Origin of the sequence: Roseateles oligotrophus (genome assembly GCF_025717515.1) — a bacterium.
Lineage (GTDB): Bacteria > Pseudomonadota > Gammaproteobacteria > Burkholderiales > Burkholderiaceae_C > Paucibacter_A > Paucibacter_A oligotrophus.
The window spans coordinates 181,288-201,117 of sequence record NZ_JAJIRN010000003.1; the positions used below are offsets into that span (position 1 = coordinate 181,288).

The window sequence follows — 19,830 nt, forward strand, 5'->3', positions numbered from 1 at the left end:
GCGACTGTTTACACTTGCCCATCAAATTTGCCAGGAAATGCCCGCGCCCATGAAGGACATCGCAACCCAACTGAACGCCTTGCGCCCGCAGTTGCTGAAGTTTGCGCAATTGCAACTGCGCAATGCGGCCTGGGCCGAGGATGCCGTGTCCGAGACCCTGCTGGTGGCGATCGAGAAACCGCAAAGTTTCAGCGGGGCTTCGCAGCTGAAGACTTGGCTGATTGGCATCCTCAAACACAAGCTGGTCGATCAGATCCGCCGCAACTGCCGTGAAATGTCGAGCACGCCGGAAGATGCCGAGGATCTCGATGATGATTTGTTCAAGGCCGATGGCCACTGGCGTGAGCGACCCAAGGATTGGGGCGACCCCGATCATTGTTTGCGTCAGGTGGACTTCATGAAGGTGATGGAGGCCTGCGTTGAACATTTGCCGGGTCAGCAGGGCCGACTCTTCATGATGCGCGAGTGGCTGGAGTTGGATACCGAGGAGATCTGCCGGGAATTGAGCATCAGCCCGGCCAACCTTTGGGTCATGTTGCACCGGGCACGTTTGCGTCTGCGCGAATGTCTGCAACTGAATTGGTTTGATGCGCAGGAACTGCAGACTGGCGGTGCAGCATGATGGGATTGCCCAAATGCAAGGACATTACTCGCATGGTGCTTGAGGGCGAAGAACGCCGCTTGGGCCAGACCGAACAACTCCTGATACGGGCGCATTATTTGATCTGCAAGGGCTGCACCAACTTCGGCAAGCAAGTCGAGTTGATGCGCAAGGCGTCGGCGCAATGGCGCAGCTATTCCGGGGAGTAAATTCGGCCAATCCGCCGCCGAACAAATATGAAAAAAGCCCTCAAGTCCTTGATGGACTTGGGGGCTTGATTGTTTTGACAAGTTAATTGATACCCGTCGGGAAATAAAGCATCTCTTGGCGCTGCTTGCAAAACATCAACCAATACATGACCTTGTTTGCGGCGGGCGTAAACCATTGATCTGTACAAATTGTTTTTGAAAACGACTGGCCGCGACAAGGCAATACCTGGCTCGATGTCAAATTACGCCAGCAATTGTTTTCTAGTGGAAGTGCTGGACGCTTGGTTGACGCGGGGTGCGGTGAGCGCTGCATTGAGTTGGTCGCAAGACTGGCTTTGTATCTCCTCGCGCGCACGTTCAAGGCGGTAATAAACGCCGTCAGAATAGGGTCGGTGCAATTCGAGGCAATCGTCAACCGGCGTGCACTTTGAGGAGCACAGGGATGAGCATTTCGTTGGACAAACGTCTGCAGCACCTCCCGAAGCTGCCGATCGACAAATTTGCGGCGCGAGACCATCAGGGCCCGCCGGCGCCAACATCAAACTATTCATAACGAGGCACTGTGCATAAGTGCCCAAAGCGGAAGCTCGTCCACATTCAGCGTTAGGCTGATCGGAATCGCTCGCTCGGTGCCGGAGCGGCCTACGCACTGGCCCCAAACGACAGCTTCTGAGCGTCGCGACAGACTCACTTCGCTGCAAGGCAGCCGGCCCAGTGCGGCCCTAGGCGATGCCCACGTCGTTTCCCTGAAGCGGTGAACCCGTGTCAAACGGCCCGGGCGTCTTTCCGCTTTCCTAACGAACAGCGTTGCCCCTGCAGCATGCAGGGCCCCACAATCGGCAGAATTACTCAATTGGCACAATGCACGATCTAGCTTCGTTTCGTCCCGTGCCTGTTGCCGGCCCTTTTCATGCTCCCAGCTGTCGCCCTTTTGAAAAAGCACCTCTCGATGAATTCCCGCTTCCACCCTGCCTTCCAGCTTTCCGTCATGCTTGCCAGCGCTTTCTTGGTCGCAGCGCCCACGACGGCCCTCAGCGCCCAGCACGCCAAGCCGCGCGCCGCCGCGCACAAACAAAAGGCCGCTGCCCCCGCTGAACCGGCGATGACCACCGACGCCAACGGGCAGTCGGTGCCGGTCCTTGCCAACAAGGCCTGGGTGCTGCTGGATTTCAATACCGGGCAGCTCCTGGCCTCGTCGAATCCGGACGAGCCGCTGCCGCCGGCGTCGTTGACCAAGATGATGACCAGCTACCTGGTCGAGCAGGCGCTCAAGAACGGCAAGGTCAAACCCAACGATCCGGTCACCATGAGCCTCAGCGCCTGGTGCCGCGGCGGCAAGGAGGGTGACAGCTGTATGTTCGTGCCTCTCAACGCGCAGGCGTCCCTGATGGACATGCTGCGCGGCGTGGTCATCGCCAGCGGCAACGATGCGTCCAAGGCCTTGGCAGAGCACATTGGCGGCTCGGAGGCCGGCTTCGCGGCGATGATGAACACCGAGGCGCAGAAGCTGGGCATGACCAAGACCCATTTCGCGAATTCGGCCGGCCTGCCCGACCCCAACAACAAGGCATCGGCCCGCGACTTGGCGGTGCTGGCGGCCGCCATCATCCGCAACAGCGCCGAGTACTACCCCATCTACGCCGAGCGGGAGTTCACCTACAACGGCATCAAGCAAGGCAACCGCAATGCACTGCTGTACACCGACCCCACGGTCGACGGACTCAAGACCGGGCACACCGACGAAGCGGGCTACTGCCTGACCGCATCGGCCAAGCGCAACGGCATGCGCCTGATCTCGGTCATCCTGAATGCCGACAGTAAGCAGGCCCGCGCCGATCAGACGCGCGTGCTGTTCAACTGGGGATACGCGAACTTCGAGGAAGCCTCCCCCGCACAGGTTGGCGCGACGCTGACCAGCGCGAAGGTCACCTACGGCGTGGCGCCTACGGTCATTGCAGGCATTGCACAGCCATGGACGCTGGTGGTGCCCAAGGGCCAGGCGGCCGCTGTCCAGACGGCAGTCACGCTGAATCCTGCACTCGAGGCGCCTATCGCCAAGGGCGCCGTGATCGGCAAGGTCGTCGCCACGGCCAACGGAAAGCAACTCGGCGAGGCCCCCGTGGTTGCGCTCGCTGACGTGGAGCGCGCGGGCTTCTTCGAGCGCCTGCGCCAGCGCGTCTCCGGCTGGTTCTCGAAGTAAAGCACCGGGTGAGCGTGGACGTCGAGCTGTCGCTGTCAAGCAAGACCGGCGCCAACAGGCTGATCGGAGCCGTTCGAATCGGAGAGGCCACCGGAGGGCTGCAATCTCCAAGAATCAGCATTTAAGGATGTCCGCAGCCCTTGCCGGCGACCACCCCGACCCGGGCCCCTGATGACGATTCGCCGCGCCTCCAGGCAAAATCCAGATGATAGGGGCGAGCCTGGCATCAGGCCTGCCGGGAAGCCCAACTTGAAGAATGGAGCAGCATCAATGGCACTGACGAAGAAAGGCGAGTTCTGGTACGGGACGACGTCCGGCGACACCCAAGCCGAGCTGCGCAGCTACAGCGTTGCGAATCGCCATGAGGCCGTCCGGTTTGCCGCGTCCAAATGCGATTGCGGGTGCCGGACCTTCGCGCTGCAGACCGATGAAGAAGCCGGCGTGGCGATCCGCACCTGCACAGACTGCGGGCAGGAGCACCTGATGGGCGACAGCGCGGACTACGTTGAAGAAGCCGCGCCCGAGGCGCACGAGTGCGTGTGCGAGAACGAGGTGTTCGAGCTGATGTCCGGCGTCTCCGTGTACAAGGGCACACATGACGTGAGCTGGTACTACATCGCTTGCCGCTGCGTGGAATGCAATCTGGTCGGGGTCTTCGCAGACTGGAAGTGTGAAGCTGGGGATGCGGCGGCCTTCCTCGCCAAGGTATGAGCGGCCGAACCCCGCAGAGATCAGGCTCGCAGGCTCGGGGTCACGCAAGGCTCAGATTCAGGGCTCAAGTTTCAGGCCCTAGCTCGAGCAATACCTGACCCTCTCGCGCTGGAGAACCAAGCCTCGGCACGTCAACGGCGCCATGATCGCACTTACCGCGCGAGCGGCCGAGGGGTGTCATGAAGTGGTCGGTGGACTTGGCTGTATCAATGACAGCTAGCGGCCGGGAGCGGGTGGTGAGCGCGGTGGGCCAGGGGTTCTCCATGGTTTTCATCTCCAGGCCACCCTTCCCCTCAACCCAAGGGTGGACAAAGCCGTCGTTGCCGAACAGAATCCGGTCGGCTCAAAGACCAATCAAAGACCGGCCGAAGCCGGCATCCATGGCAGTGCACAGTCAGGTTCGCCTGCCTCTGTGTCGCTTGCACCCAAAATCGCGCCAAACAAGTCCACAGATCAGGGAGATCAACATGCACCGCCGCCCCACCCGCTCGTTACGCCCCCGCCACTCCGCCCTGGCCCTTGGGCTGGCGATGGCTTTTGGGCAAGCGCAGGCGGCAACGGTCAGCATACCGGGCGGCCAGTGGCTCACACCGGCCTGCACGCTGATCGGTGAGGACTACATCGGCGCAGGTGGGCTGTTGGTTCAAGGCAGCAATTGCTGGGTCACCCTCACCGGCGCCAGCAGCTACAGCGGCGGCACGCTGATCAACGCCAGCAGCACGCTGCAAATCGGCAATGGCGGCACCACGGGCTCCATCACCGGCAATGTACTCAACAACGGCACGCTGATCTTCGATCGTTCCAATGACCTGAGTTTTGCGGGCAGCATCAGCGGCAGCGGTGATCTAAGAAAGCTAGGTGCCGGCACGTTGACGTTGAGTGGCATCAATACCTACACCGGAACCACCGTCATCGCTGAAGGCACGCTGGCCTTCACGAACCCGGGCAATCAGACGCTCAGCGGCTCCATCTATGGCTCGGGAGGTTTGAGCAAGTCGGGCGGGGGCACGCTAACGCTGAGCGGCTACGTCAACTACGGCGGCGCCACAACCATCAAGGACGGGACACTGGCATTCTCGGGGGGCAATCTCTCCGGCGCCATCAGCGGCAGCGGTGGCTTGACCAAGTCTGGTGCTGGCACATTAACGCTTGCTGGCATCAACAGCTACACCGGCGCCACTTCCATCAACGGTGGCACCTTGCTATTCTCAAGCTGGAACGATCAGTCGCTCAGCGGCGCGATCACCGGCAGCGGAAGTTTAAGAAAGTCGGGCGGGGGCACGCTGACCCTGGCCGGCATCAACAGCTACACCGGTGCCACCGACATCGAAGAAGGTACGCTGGCGTTCACGAATGCAGGTGACCAGACGCTCAGCGGCGCCATCACCGGCTGGGGCGGTTTGAGCAAGTCCGGCGCCGGCACGCTGACCCTGGCCGGCATCAACAGCTATAGCGGCGTCACCGCCATTAACGGCGGCACGCTGGCCTTCGCGAACCCGGGCGATCAGACGCTCAGCGGCAACATCAGCGGCAGCGGTGGCTTGAGCAAGTCGGGTGCTGGCACGCTGACCTTGGCCGGCATCAACAGCTACAGCGGCGCCACCGCCATCAATGGCGGCTCGCTGGCGTTCACGAACCCGGGCGATCAGACGCTCAGCGGCGCCATCAGTGGCGGCGGTGGCTTGACCAAGTCGGGCGCCGGCACGCTGACCCTGCTCGGCATCAACAGCTACACCGGACCCACCACCCTCAACAGTGGCACACTGGAATTCGCAAACGCGGGCAACCAGACACTCAGCGGCAACATCAGCGGCAACGGTGGCTTGACCAAGTCCGGCGCGGGCACGCTGACCCTGGCCGGTATCAACAGCTATAGCGGCGTCACCGCCATTAACGGCGGCACGCTGGCCTTCGCGAACCCGGGCGATCAGACGCTCAGCGGCGCCATCAGCGGCAGCGGTGGCTTGAGCAAGTCGGGTGCTGGCACGCTGACCTTGGCCGGCATCAACAGCTACAGCGGCGCCACCGCCATCAATGGCGGCACGCTGGCGTTCACGAACCCGAGCGATCAGACGCTCAGCGGCGCCATCAGTGGCGGCGGTGGCTTGACCAAGTCGGGCGCTGGCACGCTGACCCTGCTCGGCATCAACAGCTACACCGGACCCACCACCCTCAACAGTGGCACACTGGAATTCGCAAACGCGGGCAACCAGACACTCAGCGGCAACATCAGCGGCAGCGGTGGCTTGACCAAGTCGGGCGCGGGCACGCTGACCCTGGCCGGTATCAACAGCTATACAGGCTACACCGACATCTCTGAAGGCACGCTGGCCTTCACGAACCCGGGCAATCAGACGCTCAGCGGCTTCATCTACGGCTCGGGAGGTTTGAGCAAGTCGGGCGCGGGCACGCTAACGCTGAGTGGCTACGTCAGCTACGGCGGCGCCACAACCATCAAGGACGGGACACTGGCATTCTCGGGCTCGGGCGGCTATCTCTCCGGCGCCATCAGCGGCACCGGTGGCTTGACCAAATCGGGTGCTGGGACATTGCAGCTTGATGGCATCAACAGCTACACCGGCGCCACTGTCATCAACGGTGGCACCTTGCTATTTTCAAGCTGGAACGATCAGTCGCTCAGCGGCGCCATCAGCGGCAGCGGAAGTTTAAGAAAATTTGGCCCGGGCACGCTGACTCTGGGCGGTATCAACAGCTATACCGGCGCCACCGACATCAATGACGGTACGCTGGCCTTCACGAACCCGGGCAATCAGACGCTCAGCGGCGCCGTCACCGGCGGCGGCGGTTTGAGCAAGTCGGGCTCGGGCACGCTGACGCTCACCGGCATCAATAGCTACGCCGGAACCACGGCCATCAACGGCGGCCGACTCGCCTTTGCGAGCGCGGGCGATCAGATAATCAGTGGCAACATCAGCGGCGACGGCAGCCTGCAACAAGGCAGCACCAGCACGCTGGTGCTGGGAGGCAGCAGCAGCTACACCGGTGGCACCTATCTGAGTGCAGGCAAGATCTCGGTCGCCAGCGCGTCCAACCTCGGCAGCGGCGATCTGTTCTTTGGCGGCGGAACCCTACTCAACACCCAAGACATCATCCTGACGCGCAATGTCGTACTGAGCCCGACAGGGGGCGGCAGCTTCGAATCGACGGGGGGCTACTTCACGCTCTTGGGCACCGTCAGCGGTGCGGGCGGCTTGAGCAAGCAAAGCGGCCATATCCTGACGCTGGCCGGCCCGCAGACCTACACCGGCGCCACCATCGTCAACGCCGGCATGCTGAAGTTCGGCGCCAACGGTGCGCAGGCCTCTTCGGTATCGAGCAGCAGCTTCGCTATCGCGGCGGGAGCGACGCTGCTGTTTGCAGACACGCAAACCGTGGCCGCGCCTATCACAGGCGCCGGCGCGCTGGTCCATGAATACGGCGGCAGCACCACCTTGCTAGGTGCCGCCACGCACACCGGCGGCACCTCCATCATCGGCGGCATGCTGCAGGTGGGCAACGGCGGCAATAGCGGCACGCTGGCAGGCAATGTGTCGCTCTCGGGCGGCGGCACGCTCGCTTTCAACCGCAGCGATGCCAGCAGCTTTGCCGGCCTCATCAGTGGCGACGGCAAGCTGCAAAAGCTCGGCGCCGGCACGCTGACGCTGAGCGGTGACAACACCTACTCAGGCGCCACCCAGATCAACGCAGGCACCTTGCTGCTGAGTGGGCAAAACCGGAGCCCATCATTCGACATCGCCACGAACGCCGTGCTGGAACTGAACGTCGCCAGCGGCAGCCGCGATGGCGCGGTGGACACCCGGTTCAGCGGCCTGGGCAGCCTGCGCAAAACCGGTGCGGGCGAGTCGGTCTGGACTGGCAGCAAAGCGACTTTCGCGATGGCTGCGGGCAGCCTGATCGACATCCAGGGCGGGCGATTCAATGGCGGCTCTTATGCCAACGAGGACTGGAGCCAGAACAAGAGCCAGCTGCTGGTGGCCAATGGCGCCACCTTCGCTGGCACCGAGGCAAACGTGCGCGTGGACGGCATCGAAGGCGACGGACGCATCACCTCAGGCTTTGGCGGCGCCGGCTACGCCAGCTTCACGATGGGCGTGGCCAATGGTTCGGGCAATTTCTCGGGCGTGCTGGCCGACACCAACGCGGCAAATGGCCATATCGGCGCTTACGTCAAGGTGGGCACCGGCACGCAGATCTTGAGCGGCCAGAACACCTATACCGGTGGCACCACCATTTGGGGCGGCAGCTTGCAGATCGGCGATGGCGGCTACACGGGCGCCATCGTCGGCAATGTGCTGAACAACGGCACGCTCGCCTTCAACCGGTCTGACGCCAGCAGCTTTGCCGGCGTGATCAGCGGCAACGGAATTTTGACCAAGGCCGGCGCGGGCACGCTGATGCTAAGTGTCAACAACACCTACACCGGCGCCACCCAGATCAACGCTGGCACCTTGCTACTGAACGGGCAAAGCAGAAGCCCGTCTTTTGCCATTTCCAGTGGCGCCGTGCTTGAGTTGAATATTGCCAGCGGCAGCGTTGACAGTGGCGTGAACACCCGGTTCTCAGGCCTGGGCAGTCTGCACAAAACCGGCGCGGGCGAGTCGGTATGGGGCGGTGCTGCAGCGACCTTCGCAATGGATACGGGCAGCCTGATCGATGTGCAGGCCGGGCATCTCAAAGGCGGCGCCTACGGTAACGAGGACTGGAGCCAGAACCGAAGCAGCTTGAACGTGGAAGCCGGCGCCAAGTTCACCGGCGCAGAAGCGAATGTGCGCGTCGATGCCTTGAGCGGTGGCGGCAGCATCATCACCGGTTATACAAGCGACCTGTACAACAAGGGCTTCACCGTCGGTGTGGCAGGTGGCTCGGGTAACTTTTCGGGTGTGATCGCCGACAACCCGGACAACTCGGGGTTCCGGGGCAAGCTCATCAAGGAGGGTTCGGGCACGCAGATCCTGAGTGGCCAGAACACCTACACTGGCGGCACCACCATCTCTGGCGGTACCTTGCAGATCGGCGACGGCGGCAACATGGGCTCCATCGTGGGCAATGTGGTCAACAACGGTGTGTTGGCGTTCAACCGTGTCGACAACCTCAGCTTTTCTGGAAATATCAGTGGCAGCGGCGGCTTGCAAAAGCATGGGGCGGGCACGCTGACCCTTGCCGGCATCAACGGCTACGCCGGCACGACTGCCATCAACGGCGGCATGCTTGCTTTCACGAACGCAGGCAATCAGACGCTCTCCGGCGCCATCAACGGCAGCGGCCAGCTGCAAAAGGACGGGGCCGGCACGCTGACCCTGGGCGGCGACATCAGCAAATTCATCGGCGACATCTACATCAAGCGCGGCGTGCTGGCCTTTGAAAACGCAGACAACCAGACGCTCGTCAGCGCCATTGACGGTAGCAGCCTTGGCGGCTTGGTCAAGTCGGGCGCGGGCACGCTAAACCTGAGCGGCTTCGTTCAGGGGATCGGTAGCGTGGCCATCAACGGCGGCACGTTGGCGTTCACGAATGCGCGCAATCAGTTTCTCAATGTCATTACCGGCAGCGGCAATTTGACCAAGTCCGGCGCAGGCATGCTGACCCTGGCCGACATCAACAGCTATAGCGGTACGACCACCATCAACGACGGCACACTAGTCATCACCGTCGCGAACGCGAGTGCTCAGACGCTCGCCGGCGCCATCTCCGGAAGCGGTAGTTTGTTCAAGACAGGCTCAGGCACGCTGGCCCTGAGCGGCGACATTAACGGCTACACCGGCCCGACGGTCATCAACGAGGGCACGCTGAGCATCATGAACGCGGGCCATCAGACGTTTGTCGGCGCCATCTCCGGCTCCGGCAGTTTGACCAAGTCCGGCGCCGGGACGCTGACCCTGGCCGGCAACAACAGCTACAGCGGCGCCACCGCCATCAATGGCGGCACGCTGGAGTTCACGAACGCTCGCGATGAGTTTCACTCCACCATTGCCGGCGGCGGCAATTTGGCCAAGTCGGGCACAGGCACACTGACCCTGGTCGACATCAACAGCTATAGCGGCACTACCGCCATCAACGATGGCAAGCTGGTTTTCGCGAGCCATCGCGATCAGACGCTCAGCGGTGCCATCACCGGCAGTGGTCATCTGGGCAAGACGGGCGGGGGCGTGCTGACCCTGAGCGGCGACATCAACAGTTTCATTGGCGTCACCGGGATCGACGCCGGCACGTTGGCGTTCACGAGGGACGCCAATCAGACGCTCAGCGGCGCCATCACTGGCAATGGCAATTTGACCAAGTCCGGCGCAGGCACGCTGACCCTGGCCGGCTCCGTCGGCTACCGCGGCACCACCGCCGTCAACGATGGCAAGCTAGCGTTCATGAGTACAGGCGACCAATGGCTCAGCGGTGCCCTCACCGGCAAAGGTCAATTGATCAAGGGGGGCTTGGGCGTGCTGGCCCTGAGCGGCGACATCAGCAGCTACATTGGCGTCACCGAGATCAATGGCGGCGCGCTGGCCTTCACGAACTCGGGCAATCAGACGCTCTCCGGCGACATCATCGGCAGCGGCAATCTGATCAAGGTTGGCGGCGGCACACTGACCCTGGCCGGCATGAACAGCTACAGCGGCACTACCGAAATCCAAGGCGGCACTGTGTTGTTCACGAATGCGGGCAACCAGACGCTCAGCGGCGCTATCAGTGGACGCATCAATGGCTATTTGATCAAGTCGGGTGCGGGCACCTTGACCGTGAGCGGCGACATCAGTGCTTTCAGCGGCACGACCACCATCAATGGCGGCACGCTGGCCTTGACGAATGAAGGCGACCAGACGCTCAACTACCTACAAGGCAGAGGTGGGTTGACCAAGTCAGGGACCGGCACCTTGACCTTGACCGGCTACAGCGGCAACTACTACGGCAGCACCGCCATCAACGGCGGTACGCTGGCCTTTACGAGCCCGGGCTACCAGACGCTCAGCGGGGACATCTCTGGTATCGGCGGCTTGACCAAGTCGGGGGACGATGGCACGTTGACCCTGGCCGGCATCAACAGCTACACCGGCGCCACCACCATCAATACAGGTACGCTGGCCTTCGCGAACGCCGGCAATCAGACGCTCATCGGCATAGTTAGCGGCAGCGGTAGCCTGCAGCAACTCGGCACCGGCACGCTGACGCTGACGGGCGCCACCGACCACACCGGAATCACCACCGTGGCCGCCGGCCGTCTAGTCTTGGGCGACGGCTCCAAGCCGGTCGCTTTGGCCGGGGCCGTCGAGGTGGCACAAGGCGCCACGCTGAGCACCGGCAATGATGCCAAACTGGCGGGCCTGGTGGACAACCAGGGCCTGATCGAGTCGAAGCAGGGCGCGCTGAGCTTCCTGAACACCGTCAGCGGCGCCGGCAGCTTTGCCGGCAAGATCGAGTTCCTGGCCGCCTTCAATCCCGGCAACAGCCCGGCCGCCATCGACTTCAATGGCGGCGATGTGCACTTCGGCAAAGACTCGGTGCTAACGCTGGAGATCAACGGCCTGCAGGCTGGCAGCCAGTACGACCAGTTGCTGAACATTGGCAACTTGCAATTCGACGGCACGCTGAATCTGGTCTTCGGTGCGGGCTTCGCGCCGCAGTCGGGCAGCTTCGCGCTGCTGGGCTTCAACAGCTTTGGCGGCAGCCTCAGCGCGGATCACATCACCGTCAGCGGCTTTGACCGCCAGCGCCTGGACCTGAATCAGTTCGCTGCCAACGGCAGCTTGACCGTCACGGCAGTGCCCGAGCCGGCCTCCTGGGCGCTGATGCTGGGCGGCGTGGCCGCGCTGGCCACTTGGGCAAGGCGACGTCGGGTGGTGAGCGCGGTGGCGGCCTGAATGTTTTCTTGAACCTGTGAAACGACCCCTTTTGTTCAGCGTGTGAGCTGAGGGGCCGGCGTGCTGGCCATCGCTTTGGTGGTCGGGTGACGGCCCCAAAGCGCCCAGACAGAACGAAAAAGCCGCTGCCAGGCATTGCTGCCTGCAGCGGCTTCGTAGTTATTTTGCCCAAGACGGCGCTTTGGGCGAGCATCCTGGCAAGAAAATGTTGGCGCTACTTGTCTCAAAGCAAAACGTGTCGAAACCGACACGTTTTGCTTTACTTGACAATGTTTGTGAACCCTTGTGATTCACTGATTTGGTGCGACCGGCAAGAATCGAACTTGCGCCTAAGCCTTCGGAGGGCCCAATGATATCCACTTCACCACGGTCGCTGACTGGAGCGGCATTCTAACCTGTGCCGACGCCGGCATGGAGAAGGAGCGAAATCAAGCCAGGGCCAACTCGGCCAGCAAGGCTAAAAAGGTCGCCACCGCACCGGTCGGCGCGGCACGGCGACGTACCAGGGTCATCGGCGCATCCAGCAGTTCGGCCTCCTTCAGCGGGCAGTAGACGATTGCGTCTGGATGGCTGCCCTGCATTGACGCCGGTACCACGCTGATGCCCACACCGGCGGCGACCAGATTCAGGTTGCTCATCATCCGGTCAACCTCGGCCGCGATGTGTGGTTTGACGCCGAGCGCCTCGCATTGGGCCAGCAAATTGGCATACAGGCCGGGGGCGCCGGGCCGGCGAGCCAGAATCAAGGGCTCATCATGCAGATCGAGCAGGCTCAATGTGCGGCGCACGGGGCGGCCGCGCAGCAGGTGATGGTCGACCGGCAGCGCCAGCACCACCGGTTCGCGGAACAGCGTCTCGAACCACAAGTCATCGGCTTGGCTGACCGGCACACGGATCAGCCCGCAGTCGAGTCGGTGGGCCAGCACGGCGGCGGTAATTTCGGCGGCATTGGCCTCGCTCAGCTCGAGCGCGATGTCGGGGTAGCGGCGCCGGCATTCGCGCAGCGCGGCCGGCGTGAAACGGTGGGCCGCCGCCGAGCTGGTGAAGCCCACCGCCACGCGCCCCTGTTCGCCTTGCGCCACACGGGCCATGCGCTGCTGCATATCGGCCATGTCTCGCAAGATCTTGGCGGTCTCGGCCTGCAACAGTCGACCCGCTTCGGTCAGCCTGACGCCCTTGGGGTGGCGCTCGAACAGTTGCAGGCCGAGCTGCAATTCCAGCGCCTTGATCTGCTGGCTCAGCGGCGGCTGCTGCAGGCCCAGGCGTGCGGCGGCGCGCGTCATATGGCCCTCCTCGGCGACGGTTTGGAAGTAGCGCAAGAGGCGCAGATCCAAGGGCAATGCGGCTGGCGTCATATGCAAAACGTCTTGAAATTGTCGTATCAGTATATTTGACCTAGCGAGGCAAGATGCTCATAGTGCGCCTGCGCCGGCCCTTGCGCAGCCAACAAAAAATGGAGACAAAACATGAGCCCGTCCTTTCTGCGCCAGTCCGCCCTAGCGGTAGCCCTTTTGGGCGCAAGCGCCGCCGCCTTGGCCGACCCCACGACGATCTTGTTCGTGGGCAACAGCTACACCTTCGGCCGGGTCGACCCGGTGATGAGTTACAACGCGGCCAATGTGCATGATTTGACCGCCGCTTTCAATGCGATCAACCCAAGCGGCACCAATAGCTATCCCATTGGCACGCCACCCGCCACCGGGGGCTCCTTCGAGCAACATCCCTGGGGCGGCGTGCCCGGCGTGTTCAAGAAGATGACCGATGAGGCCGGCCTCAATTACGATGTTTCTTTGTCAACCCGTAACGCCGCATCGCTGCGGGGTCAATTTCTCAACACGGCCAACTCGACCTGGGACTTGCGCGGCAACGTGGCCTCCCAAAGCTGGGGCAAGGTGGTCTTGCAGGAGCAAAGCGATGCAGCGTTGCCGCCGGGCAAAGGCAAAAACGCCAATCTCGCCACCTTCAATGCCTATGCCGATCAGTTCGAGCGCTTTATCCATGACGGCTCGGCCCAGACCTATACCGAAACGCAATTGTTCGGCAGCCTGGCCGCTTGCACGGCGACCGGCCTGAGCAGCACCAGCTGCAACCTCAGCCGCGTGATCCCGAAGAACAACAACGCCAACGCGAACACGCAGATCTATCTGGAGCAAAGCTGGGCCAGGCCGGATATGGTCGAGGCGCACAAAATCACCACGCCGGACAAAACCACGCCCAATGGCGCGCCCATCGTCGACACCGGCGCCAGCGGCGGCGCAGCCACGCTCTACTACGGCAACTTGGCCGGCATGACGAGCGATCTGCACAAGTCCTTTTATGACAAGGCGACGAGCAATAGCGGCTTTGCCGGCGTGGTGCCGGTAGGCGACGCGTTTCAGCGCGCCGTCGATCAGGGCTTGGTGCTTGGCAAGGGCTTTTATGACGCCAACGGCGTCTATGTCGAGCCGAGCGACGGCAGCATGAATCTTTGGTGGCTGGATCGCACCCATGCCAGCAAATATGGCTCCTACCTGAGCGCTTTGACGCTGTTCGGCAGCATCACCGGGCTTGACCCGCAAAGCCTGGGCAGGCAGGAGCAGGCTGCGGCTGACCTCGGCATTAGCGCCGATGCGGCCTGGGCCTTGCAAGGGGTGGCGGCGGCGCAACTTGGCTTCGCAGTTGCGGTACCGGAACCCGGCACCTGGGCCTTGAGTCTGGCCGGGCTGCTGCTCATGGGCTTGCGGGCACGTCAACGCAAGGTTTGAGTTCATGAGAGCTACATGGTTCATGCGCGGTGCCGGCGCGGTCTTGGCGATGCAACTCTTATTGGGCTGCACGGGCGGCCCCGCCTTGCCTCCCCCTTTCGCCGAGGCGGCCCCGCAGCCGCGCGATTGCCCGGCCGACTTGCCCGCCGGCACGCGCTGTCTGGGCGGGCAGGACTCGGCCGGCGCTTTCTATCTGATCGCTATCCCCAAGGATTGGGCCGGCGTGCTGGTCTTGCATGCGCATGGTGGGCCGGAGTTGGGTGCGCCCAAGGCCGAACGTGCGGCCGAGGATCTGAAGCGCTGGGCCATCATGGTCAAGGCCGGCTATGCCTGGGCCGGCTCGACCTTTGCGCAAGGCGGGGTGGCGGTGCGCGCTGCCGCCGCCGACACCGAGCGGCTGCGGCAGATCTTTGTCGCCCATGTCGCCAAACCAAAAACCACCCTATTGCACGGGCAATCCTGGGGCGCCGGGGTGGCGGCCAAGGCGGCCGAGATGTATGCCGCGCCGGGCTCGCCAAGGCCGGCCTACGACGGTGTGCTGCTCAGCAACGGCGTGCTCGGCGGCGGCACCAGGTCTTACGATTTCAGGCTCGATCTGCGCGTGGTCTATCAATACCTCTGCGCCAATCATCCGCGACCCGACGAGGCGCAATACCCGCTCTGGATGGGGTTGCCTGACGGCGCCCAGCTGACGCGGGCCGAATTGGCGGCGCGGGCCGATAGCTGCCTGGGCCTTGCCAAGCCCGCCGCGCGGCGCACGCCCGAACAGTCGGCACGCTTGAAGACCCTTGTTGATGTCATCCGTATCCCGGAGCGCTCTGTACTGGGTCATCTGAACTGGGCGACCTGGCATTTTCAGGATGTGGTGCAAAAGCGCAGCGGCGGCTTGAGCCCCTGGGGCAATATCGGCGTGCGCTACAGCGGCTCTGCCGATGATGCGGCGCTGAATGCCGGCGCGCTGCGCTATGCGGCCGACCCGCAGGCAGTGGCCAGGTTTGCTCAGGACAGCGACCCCGACGGCCGCGTCGGCGTGCCCATGCTGGCTGTGCACGGCATCCATGATCCGATCGCCTTTGTCGAATTGGAGTCGCAGTTTCGCAGCACGGTGACGGCGGCCGGTCAGGCCGGGCGTTTGGTGCAGACCTTCAGCGACGAGGGCGAGCACAGCTATTTGAGCGACCCGGTCTATCCGGCCTTGATGGCCGAATTGTTGGACTGGGTGGCGCGCGGGGAGAAGCCCAGTCCGGCCAGCGTGGCGCGGCGATGCAAGTCCATGGAGGGCGGTTTTGGACCCGGTTGCCGCATGCAGCCCGACTTTCAACCCGCAGCCTTGGAATCAAGGGTGGCGCCGCGCCAACGCCCTTGACGAGAATCGCAAAACCGCTAGATATAATCTCGCGGTTTTGCGCCCTGCGTTCAAGTGGGGCACAGCCTTTTTTCTCTCTGCCCAACACGGCCAATCGGCCAACGAGGATTTCATGAGCGCAAACAACAACCACGTGAACGCAAAAGCTCAAGCACAGGCTCACGCACACGAGGAAGAGGCCCATGAAGGCCCGATCAAGACCCCCAAGCAATTGGCCTGGGCGGTGTTTTTTGCCTTTGTTGTGCCCATCATCGTGATCATCATGCTGGCCAATTACGTCAGCACCGACAGCAAGCCGGCCGCCGGCAGCGAGGCTCTTGAGGCGATGTCGGTGGCTGCGCGCATCCAGCCGATTGGCAGCATCGAGTTGAAGGACATGAACAACGTCGCGTCCCTGAAGACCGGCGAGCAGGTGTTCCAGGCACAGTGCGCGGCCTGCCACGCCACCGGCGCGGCCGGTGCTCCGAAGCTGGCCGATCTGGCCGCCTGGGGCCCACGTGTGGCGACCGGATTCGAGGCCTTGCTGGGCTCGGCGCTGAAGGGCAAGGGCGCGATGGGCGCGCAAGGCGGCGGTGATTTCAGCGATTTCGAAATTGCCCGCGCCGTGGTCTATATGGCCAATCAGGGCGGTGCCAAGTTTGATGAGCCGAAGGCGCCGGCAGCGGCGGCCTCGGCTGCAAACTGAAGCGGGTTCCTGCCTTAAAAAACCGACCAGCCTGGTCGGTTTTTTTACGCCCAGCTTTCGCCTGACTCTCGCCCCGGCTGGGGTCAGGCCTTGACCATTGGCTGCAAGACCACGCAATACCGCTGCAATAGCTCGGTATGAGTGAGGGGCATCGGCGCCCAGAGCCCAAGCTCCACCGCTTGCGCCGCCCAGTCCATGTCCATGCTGTGCACCAAGCCCAGACCCAGCGGGGTCGAGAGGAAGAGGCGGTCCTGTTCGTCCAGCCAACTCGCATCGACAGGGCAACTCAGGCCGGTATGGGTGTGCACCAGCCCGTCGCCGAGCAGGCCGGCATCCAACCTGAACACCCAGGGCGCGGCTTCGAGCTGTAAATAGACCCGCTGCGGCCCGTTCTGAAAAAACCAGCAACCCGACTCATCCGCCGCGTAATTGCGCTCAATGAACTGGCGCAGCTTCTCATGCGTGACGCGGCTGCCCTTGACCAGCGGGAAGGGGCCGGCGGCCTGGATGCGTTCGTCCCGCATATACCAGTCACCGCGCGCGTCCAGCGCCAGCCAGCCATGGCAATGCGGCACATTGGGCCATTTCTTGAGTGCCGCCTCGACGATGGCATCCATTGTTAGAGCGCTCGCGCCAACCAGTCACACACCTGCTCCGGCATGCCGAACACATGGCCGGGCGGCCGCCCTTCGGCAAAGCCGACATGACCACCTTGCGCCGGCTGCCACAGCGTCACATAGGGCCCAGCGTCTTGCTGCCTGGGCAGGCAGCTGGCCGGCACAAAGGGGTCATTGCGGGCGTTCAAGACCAGCGCCGGAATGCGGATGCGCTTCAGATGCGGCTTGGCCGAGGCGCGCGCCCAATAGTCTTCGGTGCTGCGAAAGCCATGCAGCGGCGCGGTGAATAGATTGTCGAACTCGTAGAGATCGCGCGCACCGCGCAGCCGTTCGCCGTCGAACAGGCCCGGATGCTGTTGCAGCTTGCGCAAGGCCTTGGGCACCATGGTGCGCAGAAACATGCGGGTATAGACGAGGCGGTTGAAGCCCTGGCCGATGGCACGGCCGGCCGCCGCCAAATCGAGGGGCGAACAAATCGAACAGACCGCACGCGCGGTGGCCGCCGCGCTCTGGCCATGCTCCTCGGCCCAACGCAGCAAGGCGTTGCCGCCGAGCGAAACGCCGGCCGCCAAGACCGGGCCGTCATGCATTTCTTTGAAGCGCGCCAGCATCCAGGCCACTTCTTCAAAGTCACCCGAGTGATAGGCGCGCGGCGCCAGATTCAACTCGCCTGAGCAGCCGCGGAAATGCGGCATCGCGAAGGCCCAACCACGCGAGCGTGCAACCGTGGCGAAGGCCTGCGAGGAATGGCTTTGTGAACTGCCTTCAAGGCCGTGGAACAGGACCAGGAGCGGGCGCTCGGCAGCTGACTCGAAGGGGCTGTCCAGCCAATCTACGTCGACGAAATCGCCATCCGGCGTGTCCCAGCGCTCGCGCCTGAAGTCGAGCTTGGGCCCGCCGGTGTGGCGAGAGAAGAGCGATGGCCAGATGGTTTGCGCTTGGCCGCCGGGTAGCCACCTTGGGGCTTGGTACTGCATAACGCTAGGTCTCAATGCAAGGTCGCCGGCTCTTCGATGACTTCCTGGATGTCATGCGCGGTGCCTGGGCTGGCATGGTGGACCACCATGCGCCAACCCATCGCGGTCTTCAGGTAGACATTGGTGGCAATCACCCATGCGCATTGCTGACCACCACTCCCACCATTGCCTTCGACGACGACGCGCTCAAGCACCTGGTGGATGGCGGTTTCACTGGTCTGGACGCGCCGCACACGCTCCGGGTGCACCGAGATGGCACCCTGCGCGAACACCACCTCGAAGGCCGCCCGGATCGCCCCCAGACCGACCACGCGCGGGCCGCCCGGGTGCACGCAGGAGACCTCCTCTTCGTCCGACCAGACGGCCATCAAACGACTCAGATCGGCCTGCTGCAGCGCTTCGTAAAATTGCGCTTCGGTGTCCTCGGGCGAGGACAGCAGGGCGGCGGCCGGGGCGTTGGCGCGGTGCATATTGCTGCGCTCAGTGGTGGCTGTGCAGCACTTCGCCCGCCTTGAGCTTGTAGACCGTGCCGCAATAAGGGCACTTGCCTTGGCCGTCGTGGCTGAGGTCGATGAAGACCTTGGGATGGCTGCTCCACAAGGCCATCTTGGGGTTAGGGCAGGCCACTACACCGGCACCTTGAACATCGGCGGCGCCGACTTCGACGATGGATTTTGCTTCGCTCATTTGAGGGTCTCGTTTCTTGCAATGGCTGAGGGGATTGGGCTTAGACCAGGGTCAGCCAATGCGCATATTTCGGATTGCGTCCGTTGACGATGTCAAAGAACGCGGCTTGAATTTTTTCGGTGATCGGCCCACGTGTGCCGACATAACTGCCCGCACCCAGTTCGATGCGATCCAACTCGCGGATCGGCGTCACCTCGGCGGCGGTGCCGGTGAAGAAGGCCTCGTCGCAGATATAGACCTCATCGCGGGTGATGCGCTTCTCCACTAGCTTGAGCCCTAAGTCTTCGCAGATGTGAAAGATCGTATTGCGGGTGATGCCGTTGAGCGCTCCGGCCGAGAGGTCGGGCGTGTAGACCACGCCGTTCTTGATCACGAACAGATTCTCTCCCGCCCCCTCGGAGACAAAGCCCGAGGCGTCGAGCAACATCGCTTCGTCGTAACCATCTTCGGTCGCTTCCATATTGGCGAGGATCGAGTTGGTGTAATTGCTAACGGCTTTCGCCTGCGTCATCGTGATGTTGACATGGTGGCGGGTGTAGGAACTGGTCTTGACGCGGATGCCGCGCTTCATGCCGTCTTCGCCCAGATAGGCGCCCCAGGCCCAAGCGGCCACCATCAAATGAATCTTGTTGCCCTTGGGGCTGATACCCAGCTTTTCGGAGCCGATCCAGACCAGCGGGCGCAAATAGCAACTCTCCAGCTTGTTCTCGCGCACGACCTGGCGCTGCGCGTCTTCGACCTGTTCTTGGCTGAACGGGATCTTCATGCGCAGGATCTTGGCGCTGTCGAACAAGCGCCGGCTGTGCTCTTGCAGGCGGAAGATCGCCGGGCCGCGGTCGGTCTTGTAGGCGCGCACGCCCTCAAAAGCGCCGCAGCCGTAGTGCAAGGTGTGGCTCAGCACATGGATCTTGGCGTCACGCCATTCGACCAATTCGCCGTCCATCCAGATTTTGCCGTCGCGATCGTCCAGTGACATGGGACTTTCCTTGTTCATTGCGCTGAAACTCACAAGGCTGCGATTCTAACGGGGCGGCCAAGCACCAAGCGTCAGTTGTGACGCATTTCACAGGTGTCGAAATCTCACGCCGCCAGTGCGAAGTTTGCACGCTTTGCAGCCCCTGTTCAGGGGGGCGAATCGCCACCAAATCTGCGCGGACGTTGC

At 62.9% G+C, this 19,830-nt stretch carries 14 protein-coding genes and 1 tRNA gene; 8 read left to right on the forward strand and 7 right to left on the reverse strand.

Annotated elements, in window-relative coordinates; genetic code table 11:
• The first annotated feature begins 49 nt into the window (after positions 1–49).
• The 5 genes from LNV07_RS06880 to LNV07_RS06900 all read left to right on the forward strand — a co-directional run bounded on the left by LNV07_RS06880 (position 50) and on the right by LNV07_RS06900 (position 11,592).
• Positions 50–622 (forward strand): sigma-70 family RNA polymerase sigma factor, encoded by a 573-nt coding sequence (locus LNV07_RS06880; protein WP_263570442.1) that lies wholly within the window; start codon positions 50–52, stop codon positions 620–622.
• Positions 619–810, forward strand: a complete 192-nt coding sequence (locus LNV07_RS06885; RefSeq protein ID WP_263570443.1) for an anti-sigma factor family protein — start codon at positions 619–621, stop codon at positions 808–810. The genes LNV07_RS06880 and LNV07_RS06885 overlap by 4 nt, the downstream gene beginning before the upstream one ends.
• A gap of 949 nt (positions 811–1,759) precedes the next feature.
• The gene (locus tag LNV07_RS06890) at positions 1,760–3,010 is read left to right on the forward strand and encodes a D-alanyl-D-alanine carboxypeptidase family protein (RefSeq protein WP_263570444.1); all 1,251 of its coding nucleotides are present in this window, start codon (positions 1,760–1,762) and stop codon (positions 3,008–3,010) included.
• 270 nt (positions 3,011–3,280) lie between these two features.
• Positions 3,281–3,721 carry a hypothetical protein gene (locus LNV07_RS06895; RefSeq protein WP_263570445.1) on the forward strand — a complete coding sequence of 147 codons (441 nt, stop codon included), beginning with the start codon at positions 3,281–3,283 and terminating at the stop codon, positions 3,719–3,721.
• Positions 3,722–4,188: 467 nt separating this feature from the next.
• Positions 4,189–11,592: an autotransporter-associated beta strand repeat-containing protein gene (locus tag LNV07_RS06900; RefSeq protein WP_263570446.1), complete on the forward strand. Its 7,404-nt coding sequence runs from the start codon at positions 4,189–4,191 to the stop codon at positions 11,590–11,592.
• Between the two features lie 299 nt (positions 11,593–11,891).
• Here LNV07_RS06900 and LNV07_RS06905 read toward each other — a convergent pair.
• Together LNV07_RS06905 and LNV07_RS06910 are read right to left on the reverse strand one after the other, a co-directional pair.
• Positions 11,892–11,966, reverse strand: a tRNA-Arg gene (locus LNV07_RS06905).
• Positions 11,967–12,020: 54 nt separating this feature from the next.
• Positions 12,021–12,926: a LysR family transcriptional regulator gene (locus LNV07_RS06910; protein ID WP_263570838.1), complete on the reverse strand. Its 906-nt coding sequence runs from the start codon at positions 12,924–12,926 to the stop codon at positions 12,021–12,023.
• Positions 12,927–13,058: 132 nt separating this feature from the next.
• On the opposite strand from LNV07_RS06910, the gene LNV07_RS06915 reads away from it, so the two are divergent.
• The 3 genes from LNV07_RS06915 to LNV07_RS06925 all read left to right on the forward strand — a co-directional run bounded on the left by LNV07_RS06915 (position 13,059) and on the right by LNV07_RS06925 (position 16,387).
• The gene (locus LNV07_RS06915; RefSeq protein ID WP_263570447.1) at positions 13,059–14,336 is read left to right on the forward strand and encodes a PEP-CTERM sorting domain-containing protein; all 1,278 of its coding nucleotides are present in this window, start codon (positions 13,059–13,061) and stop codon (positions 14,334–14,336) included.
• Positions 14,337–14,340: 4 nt separating this feature from the next.
• The gene (locus LNV07_RS06920) at positions 14,341–15,702 is read left to right on the forward strand and encodes a hypothetical protein (protein ID WP_263570448.1); all 1,362 of its coding nucleotides are present in this window, start codon (positions 14,341–14,343) and stop codon (positions 15,700–15,702) included.
• A 112-nt stretch (positions 15,703–15,814) separates the two neighbouring features.
• Entirely contained in the window at positions 15,815–16,387 is a 573-nt protein-coding gene (locus LNV07_RS06925) for a c-type cytochrome (protein WP_263570449.1), read from the forward strand.
• A gap of 83 nt (positions 16,388–16,470) precedes the next feature.
• On the opposite strand, the gene LNV07_RS06930 is transcribed toward LNV07_RS06925, so the two are convergent.
• Genes LNV07_RS06930 through LNV07_RS06950 form a run of 5 tightly spaced genes read right to left on the reverse strand, consistent with a single transcriptional unit; the run spans position 16,471 to position 19,644 of the window.
• Positions 16,471–17,004, reverse strand: a complete 534-nt coding sequence (locus LNV07_RS06930) for a DUF2946 family protein (RefSeq protein ID WP_263570450.1) — start codon at positions 17,002–17,004, stop codon at positions 16,471–16,473.
• A gap of 2 nt (positions 17,005–17,006) precedes the next feature.
• A complete protein-coding gene (locus LNV07_RS06935) occupies positions 17,007–17,981 on the reverse strand; it encodes a YheT family hydrolase (RefSeq protein WP_263570451.1) in 975 nt (324 codons plus the stop codon).
• Between the two features lie 11 nt (positions 17,982–17,992).
• Complete coding sequence (locus LNV07_RS06940; RefSeq protein WP_263570452.1) at positions 17,993–18,451, reverse strand: YybH family protein; 459 nt, start codon at positions 18,449–18,451, stop codon at positions 17,993–17,995.
• A gap of 10 nt (positions 18,452–18,461) precedes the next feature.
• Positions 18,462–18,668, reverse strand: a complete 207-nt coding sequence (locus LNV07_RS06945; protein ID WP_263570453.1) for a zinc-finger domain-containing protein — start codon at positions 18,666–18,668, stop codon at positions 18,462–18,464.
• Positions 18,669–18,708: 40 nt separating this feature from the next.
• Positions 18,709–19,644, reverse strand: coding sequence for a branched-chain amino acid transaminase (locus LNV07_RS06950; RefSeq protein ID WP_397545531.1), 936 nt, complete (start codon positions 19,642–19,644; stop codon positions 18,709–18,711).
• Positions 19,645–19,830: the final 186 nt, after the last annotated feature.